Genomic DNA, 17,883 nt, shown 5'->3' on the forward strand with positions numbered 1-17,883 from the left:
CTATTATATTCGCTTCAAAATCTTTTTCAAATAAGCCGTACCCTTTTCACCAACAAGATTAGTAACCACACCCTTTAAATGATCCTGTGCAGACTGAATCCTATTTGATTCAACAAGATTTTTCATAGCTACAACCTCATCATCCTCTTTTGTAAACACCTCCAAAACAATCGGTTGTTCACAAGAAGATACAAATAAATCTCTTTGATTTTCAAATTCGTTTTTGGATGAAGCGGATAAATATTTAAAGCCGCAATTTTCAGCCCATCCCTTAGCGTTACCATTATGACCATTTGCAGAAATAAAATCATCAACACGAACATCATTTTTCCAATTACGAGTCATAATTTTAAATTCAGCACCGCCATTATTATTAATAAGCAAGATACGCACATTCTTTTTAAGATGACGAATACCTAAAGCATTCATATCATAGAAAAATGCCAAATCACCCGTAACAATAAAGCAAAGCTCATCCGTTTTCATGCTTTCACCAAAAAGCATGGAATTGCAGCCGTCTATACCAAACGCAGCCACATTAGCATACCCTTGAATACTTGGATCCAATTGGAAATAACTCCAACACCGCAAGCTATTAAGAATTGCAAAATTCATAACACTATTTGCAGGGATCTTAGCATGAAGCTGTTGTGCAACATAGCAATTAGAAAATGGCAGTTCTACATCATAGTTCATCGAATCACAAAGAGACTTCCATTCCTGGAAATAGGGATGAGCAGAAATCTCTTTTTTGACAAAACGTTCAAAGAAAAAATAATCAGGACATTCGAATATTTTTGTCAAATGGCAATATGTATCTACATAAGCACCATCTTCCGACACTCTCCAATGTTCAGCATTTCCAAGTCCGTTAAGAGCTCCATAAATCGCGTAATCTCCAGTCTGACCACCAATTGTGATAAGAACATCTGGCTTCAACTGATTAAAGCCACCACAAGAAACCATCAAATTGGCAGAAACCGAATATTTTCCATGATAATTAGACAAATGATTTACATAAACGCACACATTATATTTTTCACAGAAGCAATCTATTGCTTTTAATTGTCTATCAGTAAATGGTCGATGTTCTCCAACTACTATAAGAATTTTCTTGCCTTCTAAATCGACGTCAGACCACTCGTCCCATGCCATATAGCGAGTTAATGGACGAATTTTTGGTAGTTCAACATTTTCAAATTGACTTTGCAACGCATCTATAATTCGGATATTAAGCTGAATAGGTCCGGCACCCCGATGCGTCGTTTCCAAAATAGCTTCCTTTGCATTATGATAAACCTGTATCCGAGTGTTATCGTCAGTTACTGGAGGCAAATCAAAAGAAGCCTTCACAGAGTCTTTAGGCAAAGAGCACTGATCAGGAGCCTGCATGTATTCCTGATATTGAAAACGCTCCAATTTAGCTGTAGTTATTGCAAGAATCGGAACATGCTTGTAAAAAGCTTCAGTCAAGCCGGGAACATAATTTCGAGTTGCCTGAGCACTCGTACAAGAAGTCGCTATTATCTCACCTGTTTGCAAATATAGACCTATTGCAAAATACATTGCACTACGTTCATCGGGAATAGAATAGCAAATAAAGAACGGATCATCTTGAACTGCCTGAGAAATCGGAATATTTGTACCACCAGGGCTAACGACAATATGCCTGATATTGTACAATTTAAGAAGAGCAATGACTATTCGAACGTTTTCTTGAATTGTGTACATAATAAGCTATTTTTCCTTGTCAATTGTTTCTGAGCCGCCTGTTATAAAGAAAGTTTCTCCAATAATTTTTTTCGTTTCTATTTTCTTAAAATTTTCGATTTAACACCATTTTGAATAGCAATCCTTTCATTTTTCGAAAGACCTAAGAAGAAAGATAAAAAACTAGCAACAAGCACACAGACTATAGCATTAACGAAAAAACGAAAAATTGTTTGGTCCATCAATTGCGTTATAAGCAAGGGTAACGGTATAGCAAATATCGTAACCAAAGAAATTCGGAAAAACACATTTCGAACATATAAAGTCGGAGGAAATCCAAGCATTTGTTTCATCAAAAACAATCGAACAACATCAACTATCAAATACAAAAAAGCAAGAATAACATAGCATGATTCAACAGGAAATTCTAAATAAAAAGCCAGCCAAGATAAGGGGAAAGCCAAACAAGTTACAGAAGTTATTTTCAAAACATAATTTTTTATTTTTCCTGTCGCCATGCAGGCTGTATAACCAGTATTCCCCAATACATCAAGTACAGAGCAAATTATGGTAAGTCTAAAGAACGCAACAGTATGTTCAGGAACAACATTTAACCAAAGTTTAAGAACAGTTGGTGTTTCAAAAATAAATGGTAACGCGAAAATCAAAAAAAGCAAATACGAAAACCTCGAGCCCCTACAAATAAGCTTGTTCATTTCAGCAAACTTTCCCGCAGCATAATTCTTAGTTATTTGGGGGTTGATTGCTGTTGTAAAGTCATAAACAAATTTTTTTATAGCGGTTTCCATTTGAACAGCAATACCTCGTGCAGCATTTGAAGCAACCCCAAAGAAAACATTTATAAGAATATTGACTCCTTGAGTATTAAATATAAAAGCGCAATTAGTAAAAAAGCTCCAGCCTGCAAAACCAGTCATTTCATGCACAAGCTCTTTGTCATAGCAGAACTTATATCTCGTTTCTGAAAAATTCCGATGACAATAAATTCCATAAATCAATCGAATAATTACCGAAATCAGTACAAGCAAAACAGCATACGTAACTAATTTATCCCATGAAGATATGTACAAAAAATAAGCAACAAGCAATTTCAATACAGCTTCTAAAACTCCAATGTAAGCAAAAACTTTCATCTTTTCATGGGCAATAATCGCTGCATTATAAGGGACACTAACAAGATTAACAACAAAAGCAATTAATGAACACTGCAAAACCCAAACGGCAGCAATAAGACGTCCATCAGGAATATTTGCTTTATAATTCAAGAACCATAATCCAGCAATTTCACCTAATATAAAAACAACAGCACCAATTACTATTTGGATATTTACGCTTGTTGAAAAAATTCTATTAAGTTTTTCACCGCCTCCTTTACCAAGTTCAAACGTTAAAAACCTACTAATAGAGGAAGATAAGGCTCCTGAAATAACAGAGAACATCGCAACAAAGCCACCAACAACATTATACGTACCGAAATCTTCAACACCAAGAGCATTTAGAACTACCCTACTAGTAAAAAGAGATACAGCCATCACAAACATTGTGCGCACATAAAGCAACAATGTATTTTTCGCAATTCTCTTGTTATTTTCCTGTTCGGTAGCCATGATTTACATTAAACCTGATATTAACAATTATTATATAAAGACCATTAATTCTATCTACATCAATGTTAAATTAAGAAAAATCATTTACGTTTCCTTCCCCTTTCTATATAAAACCATAGTGGAAAAGAGCGTTTTTAACATTTTAGAGCATACACAAATGACGTACGCCAACACTACATCTAAAAGAACTATAAAAACGAAAGATTCAATACCGCGTTCAAAATAATGATAAACAACTACGGCAGCAACGATCTGCCCCAAATACAGTTCATAAGAAATTTTTGATAAAAAATCGACAATCTTATTTCGGAAAAGTTTTATAGAGCAAAAAAGCAAAATAAAACAAATAGGAAGCAAAAATGAATTAACAAATGTAAAGCCTTTAAGATGAATTAGCTCCAAAAGCATCAGGAATGAAAAACTAACTTTTATCACCCACATAGGAACTTTCTGAACTTTTTCGCCATATTTCGCAAAAAAAGCACCAGAAACAAAAGCCAAATCACTCATAAAATAAGTTCCTGACACGTTGCATAATTTTTGCGAAAGCATCAACAAGAGTACAAGTACCGTCAATACCAAAAGTTGTTTTTTTTCAAAAAATGAATGAGCTACAAAAAAAATAATGTTTAGATAGACTAAAGAAATAACAAACCAAGTAGTAGGGTGTACTACATAATTATTTTTTATATCTGATAACAAGTCTATATTAAGCGGTTTCTCTACGAATAACGAACAAAATCCAATATACATATAGACCGCAATCGCTAGAGGAATCAAGAGACAAATAACTTTATTTACAAGATAACTCAACTTCAGCCTATTTTTTTTCACCTTTACACTTAGACCGTATCCAGAAATAAAGAAAAAAATTGAAACAGAAAACCAACCCAATAACTGAATGTTTTTGGCTGGCGTAATAATACTAGGACAATAATGACTAGCAATTACAAGGAACGGCAAAAAAGCTTTTAAAAACAAAGTTTTTTCTTTTGAAAAATCACTTTGTTTTGCCCCTGAAAACAGCAGCATTATTAATAAGACTTCTATCATCCCGCCACCCTATACTCTGTCACCAACGGTTTGCAACATTCACGATTTTGCAAACCGTTGAATATACAAAAAACATTCCCGAACAAGTCGGGAATGACAAATAAGGCGGTTGCCTTGACTAAAATATATCGTTCAAAAGCAACCACCATTCCCTCTTACTTCACCAAACCTTTTTCCAAGTATTCGGCGAGGTTCGTGCGTACGCGGCTTGCGGCATCGTCGGCGGCGACCTTGCGCATGTCGTTTTCGACCATGAGTTTCACGAGTTGTTCGAACGTCGTCTTTTGCGGGTTCCAACCGAGTTCGGCCCTCGCCTTGGTCGGGTCGCCCCAGAGGTTCACCACGTCGGTCGGGCGGTAGAAATCTTCAGAGACTGCAACGACGGTCTTGCCTGTAGCAATATCGATTCCCTTTTCGTTCACGCCTTCGCCTTCCCAGCGGAGTTCAATGCCTGCGTGGTGGAAAGCGAGCGTCGCAAATTCACGGACGGTGTGCTGTACGCCGGTTGCGATCACGAAGTCTTCGGGCTTGTCGTGCTGCAAAATGAGCCACATGCATTCCACGTAGTCCTTGGCGTAGCCCCAGTCGCGAAGGCTGTCGAGGTTGCCGAGGTACAGGCAATCCTGCTTGCCCTGGGCAATGCGGGCTGCGGCGAGCGTAATCTTGCGGGTCACGAAGGTTTCGCCACGGCGTTCCGATTCATGGTTGAAGAGGATGCCGGAGCAGCAGAACATGTTGTAAGCTTCGCGGTATTCCTTGATGATCCAGAAACCGTAAAGCTTGGCAACTGCGTACGGGCTGTACGGGTGGAACGGGGTGTTCTCGTTCTGCGGGACTTCTTCGACCTTGCCGTAGAGTTCGCTAGTCGAAGCCTGATAAATGCGGCAAGTCTTTTCGAGGTGGTTGGTACGCACGGCTTCAAGCACACGGAGGACTCCGGTGGCATCCACGTCGGCAGTGAATTCCGGGGAGTCGAATGAGACCTGCACATGGCTCTGGGCCGCGAGGTTATAGATTTCGGTCGGCTGGACCTTGCCCACGACTTTCACGAGGCTCATGGAGTCGCCCATGTCGGCGTAGTGCAGGTGGAAATTCGGCCTGCCTTCGAGGTGGGCAATGCGTTCACGATAGTCCACCGAAGAGCGGCGGATGATGCCGTGGACTTCATAGCCCTTGGCGAGGAGAAATTCAGAAAGGTAGGAGCCGTCCTGTCCGGTGACGCCGGTGATGAGTGCTACGTTACGCTTATCCATTGAGGGATTCCTTGTACCAGTTGAAGAGTTTCTGTACACCTTCGTCGATTTCGACCTTGTGCATCCAGCCGAGGCTGTGGAGCTTGCTCACATCAATCAGCTTGCGCGGGGTGCCGTCGGGCTTGCTGGCGTCAAACACGACTTCGCCTTCAAAACCGACCGCCTTCACGACGAGTTCGCTGAGTTCGCGGATGGTGAGTTCCTTGCCCGTGCCCACATTGATGTGGCAATTGCGAATTTCACCGAGCTTCGGGATGGCTCCGCCACGGCCTGCACTGTGGTTACGGTCCACCGCGCCATCGACGCTTGCGCCATAATGTACGCTGGAATACTTTTCGATGCCGATGATGTCGCTGAAGTTCACGTTCAAGAGCACATGAACGGATGCGTCGGCCATGTCTTCGCTCCAGAGGAATTCGCGGAGCGGCTTGCCCGTGCCCCAGAGGGTCACCTTGTTGTTCTCGATGCCGTACTTGGCGAGGACCTTCAAAATTTCATCCTGCGTAGCGTTGCCGTTGATGCCTTCGACGGGGCGCTTGTCCATATCGACCTTAATGCTATTCCAGTCGTTGTCGTGGATGAGCTTCGCGAGATAGATCTTGCGCATCATGGCTGGCATCACGTGGCTGTTTTCCAGGTGGAAATTGTCGTTCGGGCCGTAAAGGTTCGTTGGCATCACGGCGAGGTAGTTAGTGCCGTATTGCAGGTTGTAGCTTTCACACATCTTGAGGCCCGCAATCTTTGCAATGGCGTATTCCTCGTTGGTGTATTCGAGTTCGCTCGTGAGGAGTGCATCTTCCTTCATGGGCTGCGGGGCGTTCTTCGGGTAGATGCAAGTAGAGCCGAGGAACAAGAACTTCTTCACGTTGTGGGCGTAGGCTTCGCTGAACACGTTGCACTGGATCTTCATGTTCATCATCATGAAGTCCGCGCGATAGAGCGAGTTTGCCATGATGCCCCCGACAAAGGCTGCGGCAAGAACCACTGCGTCGGGGCGTTCTTCGTCAAAGAACTTCTTGACAGCATACTGATCGGTAAGGTCGAGTTCCTTGTGGGTGCGACCGACAAGGTTATTGTACCCGCGGGATTTGAGGTTGTTCCAAATAGCAGAACCGACCAACCCATGGTGGCCAGCGACATAAATCTTTGAATTTTTATCTAACACGTTCATAAAGATTCTTTCACGGTATAAAGAAGTTTTTTTCAAAACGAGGCGTCGAATTTTTGAGGCAACAACTGAATTTTGAATGTTTTTTCGGTCTCATTGGATTAACGACTACATCTAAAAAGTGAGAAAAATATAACAAGAGAAAAAGAATGATACAAGTGGCATAGAAGAAAAAGTGATTATTTTCTGTTTTTTATTGACATGGACCGTTTAAAACACTTTCTATATTGCTTTCCATGAGTGAGCAGAAAGATATCGACCGTACCCGCTATTTTGAGTTAAAGAAACAACTGGAAGAAGCAAGCCGTCTGTATTACAAGGACGGAATCTCCCCCATGAGCGACCAGGATTTTGACTTTGGGATCAAGGAGATGGAAACGCTCGAAGCGAAGTATCCGGAACTGCGCGGGAAGGGTTCGCTCACGCAGAAGGTCGGTAGCGACCTTACGAATGATTTTGCGAAGGTCTCGCATGCGGTGCCGATGCTCAGCATTGCAAACGTGTACAGCGAAGAAGAAATGCGCGAGTTTGTGAAGGCCGCAGAAGAGGGGATTGCGAGTCTCGAGACTTCACTGGATCCTGCTCCTACGAACCTAAGAATTGTAAGGCATCAAGATGCCTACAATTCTATATCGCGCATTCGCGCTCAGGATGACGAGAAAAGCACCGCTCAGGATGACACAACAAGCAACGTCATTGCGAGCGAAGCGAAGCAATCTACACAATTGCCTAAAAAATGGATTTGCGAGCGCAAGATTGACGGAGTTAGCCTTTCGGTGGTTTATGAGAATGGTCGCTTGAAGCAGGCGGCAACTCGTGGCGACGGCGCCCAGGGCGACGATGTGACGTTGAATGCGCTTACGATTGCAGACATTCCAGAATTTTTTGACGCGAAGAAATTGAAGATTGACCCGAGCGAGATTCCGCAAGGGACGTTCGAAGTCCGCGGCGAAGTCTACATGGAACGCGAAGCGTTTGAACGCTTGAACGAACAGTTCATCTTGGAAAACAAGAAGACTTTCCAGAATTGCCGCAATACGGTTTCGGGTTCTCTCAAGCTCAAGAGCGTTGCCGAATGCAAGACGCGCCCGATGCGCTTTTTTGCCTACCACATTCCGCAGAGCAACAACAAAACTCACGAAGAAAACTTGAAGCAGCTCAAGCGTCTCGGATTCCACACGAACGATTACTGGACCGCTGACACGGTCGATGAAATCATGGCGATTTCCGAAAAGATTGGCGCAAGCCGCGACAGCCTCCCGTTCGACATTGACGGCATGGTCGTAAAGCTGAACGATTTGCAGCAACAGCGGGAACTCGGCAGCACGAGCAAGAGCCCGCGCTGGGCCATCGCCTACAAGTTCAAGGCGGAACGCGCTTACACGCCGCTTTTGTCTGTAGAATTTCAGGTCGGCCGCACCGGTGCAGTGACGCCGGTGGCAAATCTCGCACCCGTGCGCCTCGCCGGCACGACCGTCAAGCGCGCCACCCTCCACAACTTCGACGAAGTGGCAAGGCTTGACTTGCACTATGGCGACACCGTCGGCGTAGAGAAGGGTGGCGAGATCATCCCGAAAATCACCGACGTCAAGCGCGAGCTGCGCCCCGCCGGGGCCTCCCCCGTCCTGGCTCCCGAAAAATGCCCTGTGTGCGGCGAGCCACTGACGCACATCGACGGCGAAGTGATTTTGCGCTGCGAAAACTTGCATTGCAAGGCGCAAGTGCAATGTTTGTTCGAGCATTTCGTGAGCCGTGAAGCGATGAACATCGAGAATCTCGGGCCTGCACTTATTGCAAGCCTCCTTGCGACAGGCAAAATCAAGCGCATTCCAGACCTTTACCGCCTCACGCTCGAAGATCTGGAATCGCAGGATCGCATGGCGAAGAAGAGCGCGAAAAATGTCTACGATGCCATCCAAGCATCCAAGCAAAAGAGCCTCGAAAATTTGCTGCACGGTCTCGGCATCCGCTTTGTCGGCCGCACCAGCGCCCGCAATATCGCGAAGCATTTCCGTACGCTCGAAAAAATTCGTACGGCAACGGTCGAAGAACTGCAGAACGTGACCGACGTCGGCGAACGCATCGGAAAATCAGTCTACGAATTCTTCCACACGCCGCTTTACACAAATGAAATTGACGAACTCGTGGCACTCGGACTCCCGACGGAATTCAAGGGCGTTGTCAAGACTTTATTCCAAGGGCAAACCGCAGTCATCACGGGAACGCTTCCAAACATGGACCGCGACGAAGCCCGCAAGCTCATCGAAGAAAACGGCGGCAAGGTCTCCGGTTCCGTGAGCAAAAAGACGAGCTGGGTTTTGGCAGGCGAAGCAGCAGGTTCCAAGCTCACCAAGGCAAACGAACTCGGGATTCCCGTGCACGACGAAGCATGGCTTATGGCACAGATTGCAAACGCCGACGAATCTGGCGCAAGCACAGAAGAAGACAGCGCACCTGCTGAAAATGCAGCGAACAGTTCAACAAAGCCCGCGGAAGACCAGATGACACTGGACCTCTAAATTTTGTGTAATACAAGAAATAATGGGTCCCGTCGCTACGCTCCAGGATGACAAGGTCGAGGATGACTAGTGTGTAAGGCGATCCCGGAACGGAGTCCGGGATGACAACGTAAAAAGACGGGAGTGACAATGCAACGGGTTTAGTCCTTAATGCAGCGGATTGTGCAAGCGCTGTTCTTGGGAGATTCAACCCCTTCGAGATTGGGCAAATATTTCTGCATTTTATAAACGGTAAAGGAAGTGTCCGTATGATCCGTCGTGCAGAAATAAGCCGCTTCAAACTCATCCGCAAACGTGCCACTGCTATCGCGGACACCAGATGCAATCGCCGAGAAACCGACAAAGTCATCATTTCCGATATACCATTCGGTCCTCTTTTCCCAACCCTTCTTAGCGCCTAAAATACGTGTATAATGATCCCAATCAAAGACACCGTTGACATAAGATTTCAGAGTTTCCCAGTCTTTGCTCGATGGGACATGGAACCCTTCAGGGCAAATATTCTCACCCTTGGCTCCCACATTATTTTTCCACTGGTAAAGGCGGCCGAACATTCCACAATTAACGTCATCACCCTGATAGCACCAGCTAGAATCCGTCTTCAATTTCAAATTCTGAGCCATCCAGATTTGCGTTCCGATGCCAACAGTCTTGTACTTTGAATCATCCCGTTCATCGGTCACAGTTTCGGTCACCAGAGAATCCGAAGAATACTTCCATTGAACAGCATTGCAGTAAAACAAGGAATTCTGGTACTTGTAATATCCTTCAGAGCCACGGTTGCAGGCTTTTCCAAGGAACTTGTCCAGTTCACCCGCCATCTTCAATGCACCATGGTAGCAAGAATAGTAAATCGTCGTATCCACTTTTCCCTGACGCAAGTCGTCATCTTCGTCGCCACACGGATTTGCAGCCTTTTCTCTTTCAATCAAGTCAAGCCTTATGTCATCATCGGTCGCCTTGCGGAACCCGCCTTCTTCGCAAACAACATAAAAAGACGGATCTATAGTGAGTTTCTGGACGCGTCCTAAAGAATCACATTCCAAGCCCTTGGTTCCATACTCTATGTATTCTTCTTCTGAATCCGCGGAAGTCCAGTGATATTCACCATCCCTTAAAATGCACTTTTGGTACTTGGGCGCAAAAGCGTATGTAGCTTCACTCTTACGGACTGCCCCCAACTTCGACGACACGCACGCCACATCAATCGGGTCATCTAGAGAAGGAATCCATTTTCCTTGAAGCGAATCGTAAGCGTACCAGAACGGACTGAAGAAATCGCCCTTCCGCATTTCGCCATCATAGCCTTTTTCCCACTCATAAGTATCTTGGAAATAAGGTCCCGGATAAGTCCATCCCGAATCCTTTTTACAAACAAACGGTCTCTTGTAAAGATCGCTCATTTCATTGGTAACGCGCTTGGTTTCGCCATCATTTTTTGCGGAGCACTCGCCTATGCCTTGAATATTTCCAAAGATAGATGCACACAACCGAGCCATTCCAAAATCGTAATCTTTTGCATTAGGATACCCAAAGAAAAAATAAATTTGATCCACAAAATGAGTTTTCAAGGAATCGATTTCCCATGTTCCATCCGATTCGTACTTATAAGCGATTTTATCACGAAAAAGATATTTTGAATATATACGATGAATGGCTCTAGCAACAGAATCCGCCTCGTCATTTGAAAGCTGATTTGAAGGCTTAATGTCGTATATTTTCTGGAACAGATCCATCATGATTTCGTGCTGGGCTTGCTTTTCCGCAGAGTCCGTCGGCAAGCCATCTTTAACAAGCTTCATCACGCGTCGATATTCAAGGTTCACCATCGTATTCAAGTGAATGGAATCATTCTTACTCAAATCGACAAAACCCCACAGCGGAGGATAATAGCTAACGGCTTCGTATTTTAACAAAGCATAGGGCGACTGCAATTTCAAATTTTTAAAATCAAAAAATCCATTACTCGTATCCACCGCTTCCGTAAATTCTCGGCCCGTAAAGACAAGTCCCGAATCGAGTTCATACAATGTAACTGCAGAAACGCGACCGACATACTCAACATAACCGGTCAAATGGTCATATTCGGACAATGTCACGGAATCCAACTGCTGTTCCGAAACATCGGGCTTTTCCGAAACATCAGTTCCCAAGCCAGAGTTTTCTTCGCTACAGCCCATCAGGCAAAAACTGGATACGAGTCCACAAAGTAAAAGCGCCGAAACGAGCGCAAAAGAACGAGTGCAAGAAATATTGCGAAGGAACGTGTTCATTGCATATACCCAAAATTATTACGAACCAGCAGAAAATAAAAAATCTCAGGGGGAAATACAAGATAAAATAAAAGAAAGGCGCCCCGAAGGACGCCCAGAACTGTTTTGATTAAAAGATTTAGCACAGCGAAGCTACAATCTGCAACCCTCAAGGAAGGGTATTAAACCAAAGCAGCTCGTTTCGGAATAAAACTCGGCTCAAAAGCCCTCGCTTCAATCCCTAAAACCAAATGTATTAAAAATTTAAGAAAAAGGCAAGATGTTTAATAGTACAATTTGGAATGGCTTTTTAATCTGTAATCCGGGTCACATTGCCTAAAATTGCAATTTTTAGTAAATTTTAACGCATGAAATCTGTACCTATAACGCTCCTGACCGGTTACCTGGGAGCCGGCAAAACAACTCTCCTCAACTACGTTCTCAACAATCAGCAGGGCTATCACGTCGCCGTCATCGTCAATGACATTGGCGAAGTGAACATCGACCAGACCCTGATTGAAAAGGGCGGAAACATCACGAAGGAAGACTCGGGCAAGGTTGTTCCGCTGTCGAACGGCTGCATCTGCTGCTCGCTCAAGACGGATTTGCTCGAACAGATCGCCGAACTTTTGGAAATGGGCAAGTTCGACTACATCCTTATCGAAGCTAGCGGTATTTGCGAACCGATTCCTATAGCCCAGACCATTTGCGCAGCTGGAAGCCAGCTGATGGGCCGTAACGGCCAGCGCCTCGCCTGCCACCTCGACAACATTGTCGCCGTCGTAGATGTGATGCGCCTCGCCGATGAATTCGCCGGTGGCCAGAAGCTCCTCGATGAAGATCTCGAGGAAGACGATATTGCAAACCTCCTCATCCAGCAAATTGAATTCTGCAACACGATCCTTTTGAACAAGGTCGATAGCCTCAACAAGCAGGATCTGGAACACGTGAAGGCCGTCGTGAAGGCTTTGCAGCCGACCGCCAAGATGATCGAGACGAACTACGGCAAGGTCGATATGAAGGAAATTCTCGACACGAAGCAGTTCGATTTTGGCAAGGTCGCAGAATCCAGCGCCTGGGCCATCCGCCTCAACGGCATGGACCACGACAATCACAATGAAGATGACGACGAACACGACGAGCATCACCACGATCATGAGGAACACGAACACCATCATGACCATGACGATGATCACGACGAACACGAACATCATCACCATCACGACCACGATGACGATGACCACAGCCATTGCGACCACGAACATGGCATTTGCCACTGCGGCCACCATCACGACAAGGACCATCCGCATGGCGACGAATACGGCATCAGTACGTTCGTGTACGAGACTCACCGTCCGCTGAACCGCGAAAAGTTCGAAGAGTTCCTCGACGATTATCCGACCAGCATCATCCGCACCAAGGGTCTTGTATGGTTCAGCGACGATCGCGACAACAGCTTCTTATTCGAACAGGCCGGTAAGCAGGCCTCCGCCGAAAACTTCGGTCAGTGGTTTGCCGCCGAAAGCAAGGAAGAACAGGCCCGCATGCTCGCCGAAAATCCACAGCTCCAGAAAATCTGGGACGAAAAGTACGGCGACCGCATCATCCGCCTGGTGTTCATCGGCCAGCACATGGATAAAAAGAAGATTATCCAGGTCATGGACAGCTGCTTGGACGACTAACGCAATGTCATGTCCGTCTGATCCTATCGGCCTTTGGCCTCCAGGATGACAGGGCATCTCCTTTTATGATTCGAGAAATCCTGCGACATTAGTCGCGGGATTTTTTTTCATATTTAGTTTACTTTCTATTCAACCTTTATATATATTGATTACGTTACTTCAAACATTTGGAGGCATTTGTGCTTAAAAAATTTTCATTGATTGCAGCGGCTACTCTTTTATTTATCGCCTGCGACAATTCATCTTCAGATCCGGTTTCATCTAACCATGAAGGGACTTCACAAAATACCGTCATGGACGCACTTCCCTTCGATACAACAGGAATAAAGTCTCAGACAATTAGCTTCTTAAGGCCTGAAGAGGTTTTCAACGACTACGGATTGCGCCAACACAAAGAGAAACAGGGCGAATTTTGGGAGAATTACATTGCTCTAAAATTTTATTCCAAAGAATTCTGCAAGGATACACATATAGACGGAAACGGGATTATAACGATGGAGCCGGGTAGAAATGCCTACGAACAACCCAGCGTCTTTGTTGTTAGAGACGATTCGCTCATGCTTGGTCCGGCCACGTACTGTCGACAAATACACTCTTGGGGCGCATGCGATAGCACAGCATTCTACTCGGGAAAGATTACAGTCGGGAATAACGATTTTTATTACAACGAATCCGAAAAGCAGTTAATTCAGTTGAACGATTCATCGATTACCGTCTGGTACGCTGACGGCAGATTGTACATTCCATCAACAGAAGTAGACATGGATTCAGTTTACGAAACCCCTTCTTCATGGTCAACAGATACATTCGAAGGCGACTCCATGTTAACTATAATCGAAAACAAAAACAATTCTTACTACGTCGATACAATTATCGTTGAAAAGTACAATGTGAAAATAACAGATGATGGATACACATGGATTTTCGAAAACGAAACCTGCAAAGCATGGGGCTATAAAAACGATCCTTCAAAAACATCATCCGAAAACTGCGACGCCCGTGCGGAGCGTTATAACGAATCATTCGATTGCATTCGACGCAACATGGGCGCTCCCGAAGGCATCAGGGTGAGTTTATGCCGCCCCAATAAAACTAAATACCGTTCTATATGGTGCATCTTGGATGAAGACAAGCCTCAAAAGTAGATTTACAGAGAAAATTTATAGGATTCTGAAAAAATTTTGAACTTACCCCTTGCCATGTGCAATTTTGATTGATATTTTTGTGACATGATGAATTTCGTAACAAATGCAACTCTCAACCGTCGTTGGTGGCGCGGACTCTAACATAGAGCCCGGTAATTGTTACGAATCACCCAAGATTTTTTAGCAAAGGCTTCCGGACTCACGGAGGCCTTCCTTTTTTCCGAAAATTGACGAATTCCTCCGGGACATAAAGCCTTTGCGAAAGCAAACGAGTTTTAAAACTAGAGGATTAAAATGACTAAGATTACTCACATCACCGAACGCCCGGGTTACGCTCCGCGTACTGATAGCATTTACGTTGCTCTCCCCGGCGAACGTTACACCCCGTTTTCACTCGCCAAGAAGCTCGGCGCAAAGGCCATCTTCGAATCAGCAAGCTTTGACCACGGTCGCAGCCGCTATTCGACCTTGATGGTGGACGAAGGTTTCCGCCTGCGCCAGAACGACAAGAACGTAAGCATCGTCGTGGATGGCAAGGAAAGCGTGTTCCTGGACGAAGGTGATGGCGATATTCTCGACGCCTTGCTCAAGATTTCTGCCGAAAACACGGTGCCGCCCAACCAGATTCCTATCCCGTCTTCGGGCGTGGGCTACCTCGGCTACGAATTCTGCGCCCGCTGCGATACGATTCGCCTCGCCCCGCAGGTGGACGAACTCAACATTCCCGAAGCCGAATTTTTGGTCGGCCACATTTACATTGTGTTTGACCACTTCACCGAAAAGCTTCACTTGTTCGCCCTGAACTACGAAGAACACCAAATCGACCTGAAGGCCGCTATTGAAAAGGTCAAAGCTCGCCTTGCAGACCTCGACTTCAGCTACCTCGCTCCGGAAAAGCAGTACGGCAAGGGCATCACGATGACCGACCTCGAACAGTCCCGCAGGGAATATGTGGAAAAGGTCGCCGCATTGCAGAAGCACATCATCGCAGGCAACATTGTTCAGGCAGTTCCGTCTCGCCGCATCCAGTTTGCAAGCGACATTGAAGCCCTCGACATTTACCGTCGCCTCCGCACGGTGAACCCGTCTCCGTACATGTTCTTCCTGGATTACGGTACGCACCAGTTCATCGGCGCATCGCCGGAGAGCTTGATCCGCGTGCGTGAAGGCATCGCCACCATCCACCCGATTGCAGGTACCCGCCGCCGTGGTAAGGATGACATGGAAGACGAAGCTTTGATGAAGAACCTGAAGGGCGACCCGAAGGAACGCGCAGAACACTTGATGCTCGTGGACCTCGCCCGCAACGACCTTGGCCGCGTTTGCGAAGCCGGTACGGTCGAAACCACCAAGTACATGGAATGCGAAAAGTTCAGCCACGTGATCCACTTGGTCTCTGATGTGCAGGGTCGCGTCTCCAAGAACAAGAAGGCTATTGAAGTGTTGCGCTCCAGCTTCCCGGCAGGTACGGTGAGCGGCGCTCCGAAAATCAGCGCCATTGAAATTCTTTCTGGCCTCGAAAAGATCAAGCGTCGTTTCTACGCAGGCGCTGTGGGTTACATTGAATCGGACGGCGACCTGGATTTCTGCATCGCTATCCGTTGCTGCTTGAAGCAGGGCAAGACGATTAGCTTGCAGGCCGGTGGCGGCATTGTCGCGGCATCGAACGCCGACCGCGAATTTGAAGAAACGAATGAAAAGCTCGGAGCGATCAGGGCTGTATTGGAGGGGGAAAATTAAAAGTTAGATGGCGGATCAGGTCCACCATGACGCGAGAACGTCATTCCGGGCTTGACCCGGAATCTACTCGACCCCGAGCAACAAACATTTAAAAAAGTGGATAAAAGAATGATTATTATTATCGATAACTACGACTCTTTTACTTACAACGTCTACCAGGCGCTAGCCAAGATTACTACTGAAGAAATCCGCGTGCTCCGTAGCCGCGAATGCACCATCGCAGACATCGAAAAGTTGAATCCGAGCCGCCTTATTGTGAGCCCGGGTCCGGGTCGTCCGGAAGATGCCGGCATCTCTGTGGACGCCATCAAGCACTTTGCAGGCAAGCTCCCGATTTTGGGCGTGTGCCTCGGCCACCAGGCTATCGGTTACGCCTTCGGTGCAAAGATTGTGCAGGCCAAGTTCATCAAGCACGGCATCGCTGAAGAAATCGACCTCGACGGCAAGGGACTTTTCCGCACCATCGGAAAGAAGAACATCTTCACGCGTTACCACAGCTTGGTCATCGACGAATCTACGCTCCCGGGCGATTTCGAAGTGACCGCCCGCGCCACAGACGGCGACATCATGGGCATTCGCCACAAGACGCTCCCGATTGAAGGTGTGCAGTTCCACCCGGAATCCATCGCTAGCGGTCGCGCTGACGAATTCTTCAAGGCATTCCTCAACTACCGTCGTGAACCGCTCGACATTCGCGGAATTTTGAACACGCTCACCGCAGGCAAGGACTTGAGCCGCGAAACCGCCGAAATGTTCATGGAAGACCTGACCGACGGTATCATGGACGAACGTCAGATGGCTGCCATCCTTACCGCACTTTCTAGCAAGGGTCCTGTGACCGAAGAAATTGCAGGCTGCGCCAAGGTTTTGAGCAGCAAGAAGCGCAAGTTCCCGTACAGCGGTGACGAACTCACCGACATCGTGGGTACCGGTGGCGATGGCAAGGGTAGCTTCAACGTAAGCTCTCTCTCCGGCCTTATCGCAGCTAGCTGCGGCGCCAAGATTGCAAAGCATGGCAACCGCGCTGTTTCTAGCAAGTCTGGCGCTGCCGACTTCTACACGGCCGCTGGCTTCAAGCTCGACATGACTCCGGAAAAGGCTGCAAGCGTCATCGACAAGACAAACTTCGTGTTCCTCATGGCTCCGGTCTACCACAGCGCTATGCGTTTTGCAGGCCCTGTGCGTGGCGCTCTCGGCGTGAAGACTATCATGAACTTGCTTGGACCTCTCACGAACCCGGCAGAAGCCAAGTACCTCATGCTCGGCGTTTACAGCAAGTCTATTTTGGAACCGTTCACCAAGGCCGCAAAGTCCCTCGGTGCAAAGCGCGTGATGGTCGCCATCTCCGATGACGGCTACGATGAAATCTCTCCGTGCGTTCCGACGACGATTGCAGAAATCCTCGAAGACGGTCAGTATCGCGAATACCGGATCGACCCGAAGGATTTCGGCGTCCCGGCTGTGGATCCGGAAGACCTCGCCGGCGGCACGGGCGTGGACAACTTCAACCTCGCTCTCGATGTTCTGAACGGCAAGGGCCGTCCAGGCATCAAGTACGCTTGCGCTTTGAATGCAGGCGCTGCACTTTACATCAGCAATAAGGCAGCAAGCATCAAGGAAGGCTTTGATAAGGCAATCAAGGCGATGGAAGACGGCTCCGTCCTCAAGAAGATTGAGGAAGTGAAAGTCGCGACTAACGCATAAAGGAAATGCCCGCGAAAGCGGGCTATAGA

Annotated in this window: 11 protein-coding genes; 5 read left to right on the forward strand and 6 right to left on the reverse strand. The window is 46.5% G+C overall.

Translation table 11 applies throughout. The features are described from left to right. Positions 1-3: 3 nt before the first annotated feature. The 5 genes from ACJMM9_RS11630 to ACJMM9_RS11650 form a co-directional block, all read right to left on the reverse strand. On the reverse strand, positions 4-1,731 hold the full coding sequence (locus ACJMM9_RS11630) for a thiamine pyrophosphate-binding protein (protein ID WP_405327058.1): 1,728 nt from the start codon (positions 1,729-1,731) through the stop codon (positions 4-6). Positions 1,732-1,808: 77 nt separating this feature from the next. After that, positions 1,809-3,338, reverse strand: coding sequence for an oligosaccharide flippase family protein (locus ACJMM9_RS11635; protein WP_405327061.1), 1,530 nt, complete (start codon positions 3,336-3,338; stop codon positions 1,809-1,811). An 84-nt stretch (positions 3,339-3,422) separates the two neighbouring features. After that, positions 3,423-4,391 (reverse strand): acyltransferase family protein, encoded by a 969-nt coding sequence (locus ACJMM9_RS11640; RefSeq protein ID WP_405327064.1) that lies wholly within the window; start codon positions 4,389-4,391, stop codon positions 3,423-3,425. A 155-nt stretch (positions 4,392-4,546) separates the two neighbouring features. Then, complete coding sequence (gene gmd, locus ACJMM9_RS11645; RefSeq protein WP_405327067.1) at positions 4,547-5,644, reverse strand: GDP-mannose 4,6-dehydratase; 1,098 nt, start codon at positions 5,642-5,644, stop codon at positions 4,547-4,549. Continuing rightward, the gene (locus tag ACJMM9_RS11650; RefSeq protein WP_405327069.1) at positions 5,637-6,815 is read right to left on the reverse strand and encodes a GDP-L-fucose synthase family protein; all 1,179 of its coding nucleotides are present in this window, start codon (positions 6,813-6,815) and stop codon (positions 5,637-5,639) included. Before ACJMM9_RS11650 ends, gmd begins: the two co-directional genes overlap by 8 nt. Before the next feature lie 233 nt (positions 6,816-7,048). On the opposite strand from ACJMM9_RS11650, the gene ligA reads away from it, so the two are divergent. Then, the gene (gene ligA / locus ACJMM9_RS11655) at positions 7,049-9,331 is read left to right on the forward strand and encodes an NAD-dependent DNA ligase LigA (protein WP_405327072.1); all 2,283 of its coding nucleotides are present in this window, start codon (positions 7,049-7,051) and stop codon (positions 9,329-9,331) included. Positions 9,332-9,471: 140 nt separating this feature from the next. Here the strand turns inward: ligA and ACJMM9_RS11660 are convergent, their stop codons facing one another. Next, positions 9,472-11,604 (reverse strand): FISUMP domain-containing protein, encoded by a 2,133-nt coding sequence (locus tag ACJMM9_RS11660; protein WP_405327075.1) that lies wholly within the window; start codon positions 11,602-11,604, stop codon positions 9,472-9,474. A gap of 347 nt (positions 11,605-11,951) precedes the next feature. Here ACJMM9_RS11660 and ACJMM9_RS11665 point away from each other — a divergent pair, with 347 nt between their 5' ends. The 4 genes from ACJMM9_RS11665 (at position 11,952) to ACJMM9_RS11680 (ending at position 17,854) form a co-directional block, all read left to right on the forward strand. Beyond that, positions 11,952-13,265: a CobW family GTP-binding protein gene (locus ACJMM9_RS11665; protein ID WP_405327076.1), complete on the forward strand. Its 1,314-nt coding sequence runs from the start codon at positions 11,952-11,954 to the stop codon at positions 13,263-13,265. Between the two features lie 179 nt (positions 13,266-13,444). After that, entirely contained in the window at positions 13,445-14,410 is a 966-nt protein-coding gene (locus ACJMM9_RS11670) for a hypothetical protein (protein ID WP_405327079.1), read from the forward strand. 294 nt (positions 14,411-14,704) lie between these two features. Then, positions 14,705-16,150 carry an anthranilate synthase component I family protein gene (locus ACJMM9_RS11675; protein ID WP_405327081.1) on the forward strand — a complete coding sequence of 482 codons (1,446 nt, stop codon included), beginning with the start codon at positions 14,705-14,707 and terminating at the stop codon, positions 16,148-16,150. Positions 16,151-16,258: 108 nt separating this feature from the next. Further along, positions 16,259-17,854: a bifunctional anthranilate synthase component II/anthranilate phosphoribosyltransferase gene (locus ACJMM9_RS11680; protein ID WP_405327083.1), complete on the forward strand. Its 1,596-nt coding sequence runs from the start codon at positions 16,259-16,261 to the stop codon at positions 17,852-17,854. The last annotated feature ends 29 nt before the right edge of the window (positions 17,855-17,883 follow it).

Source organism: Fibrobacter sp. (genome assembly GCF_045112255.1).
Classification (GTDB): domain Bacteria; phylum Fibrobacterota; class Fibrobacteria; order Fibrobacterales; family Fibrobacteraceae; genus Fibrobacter.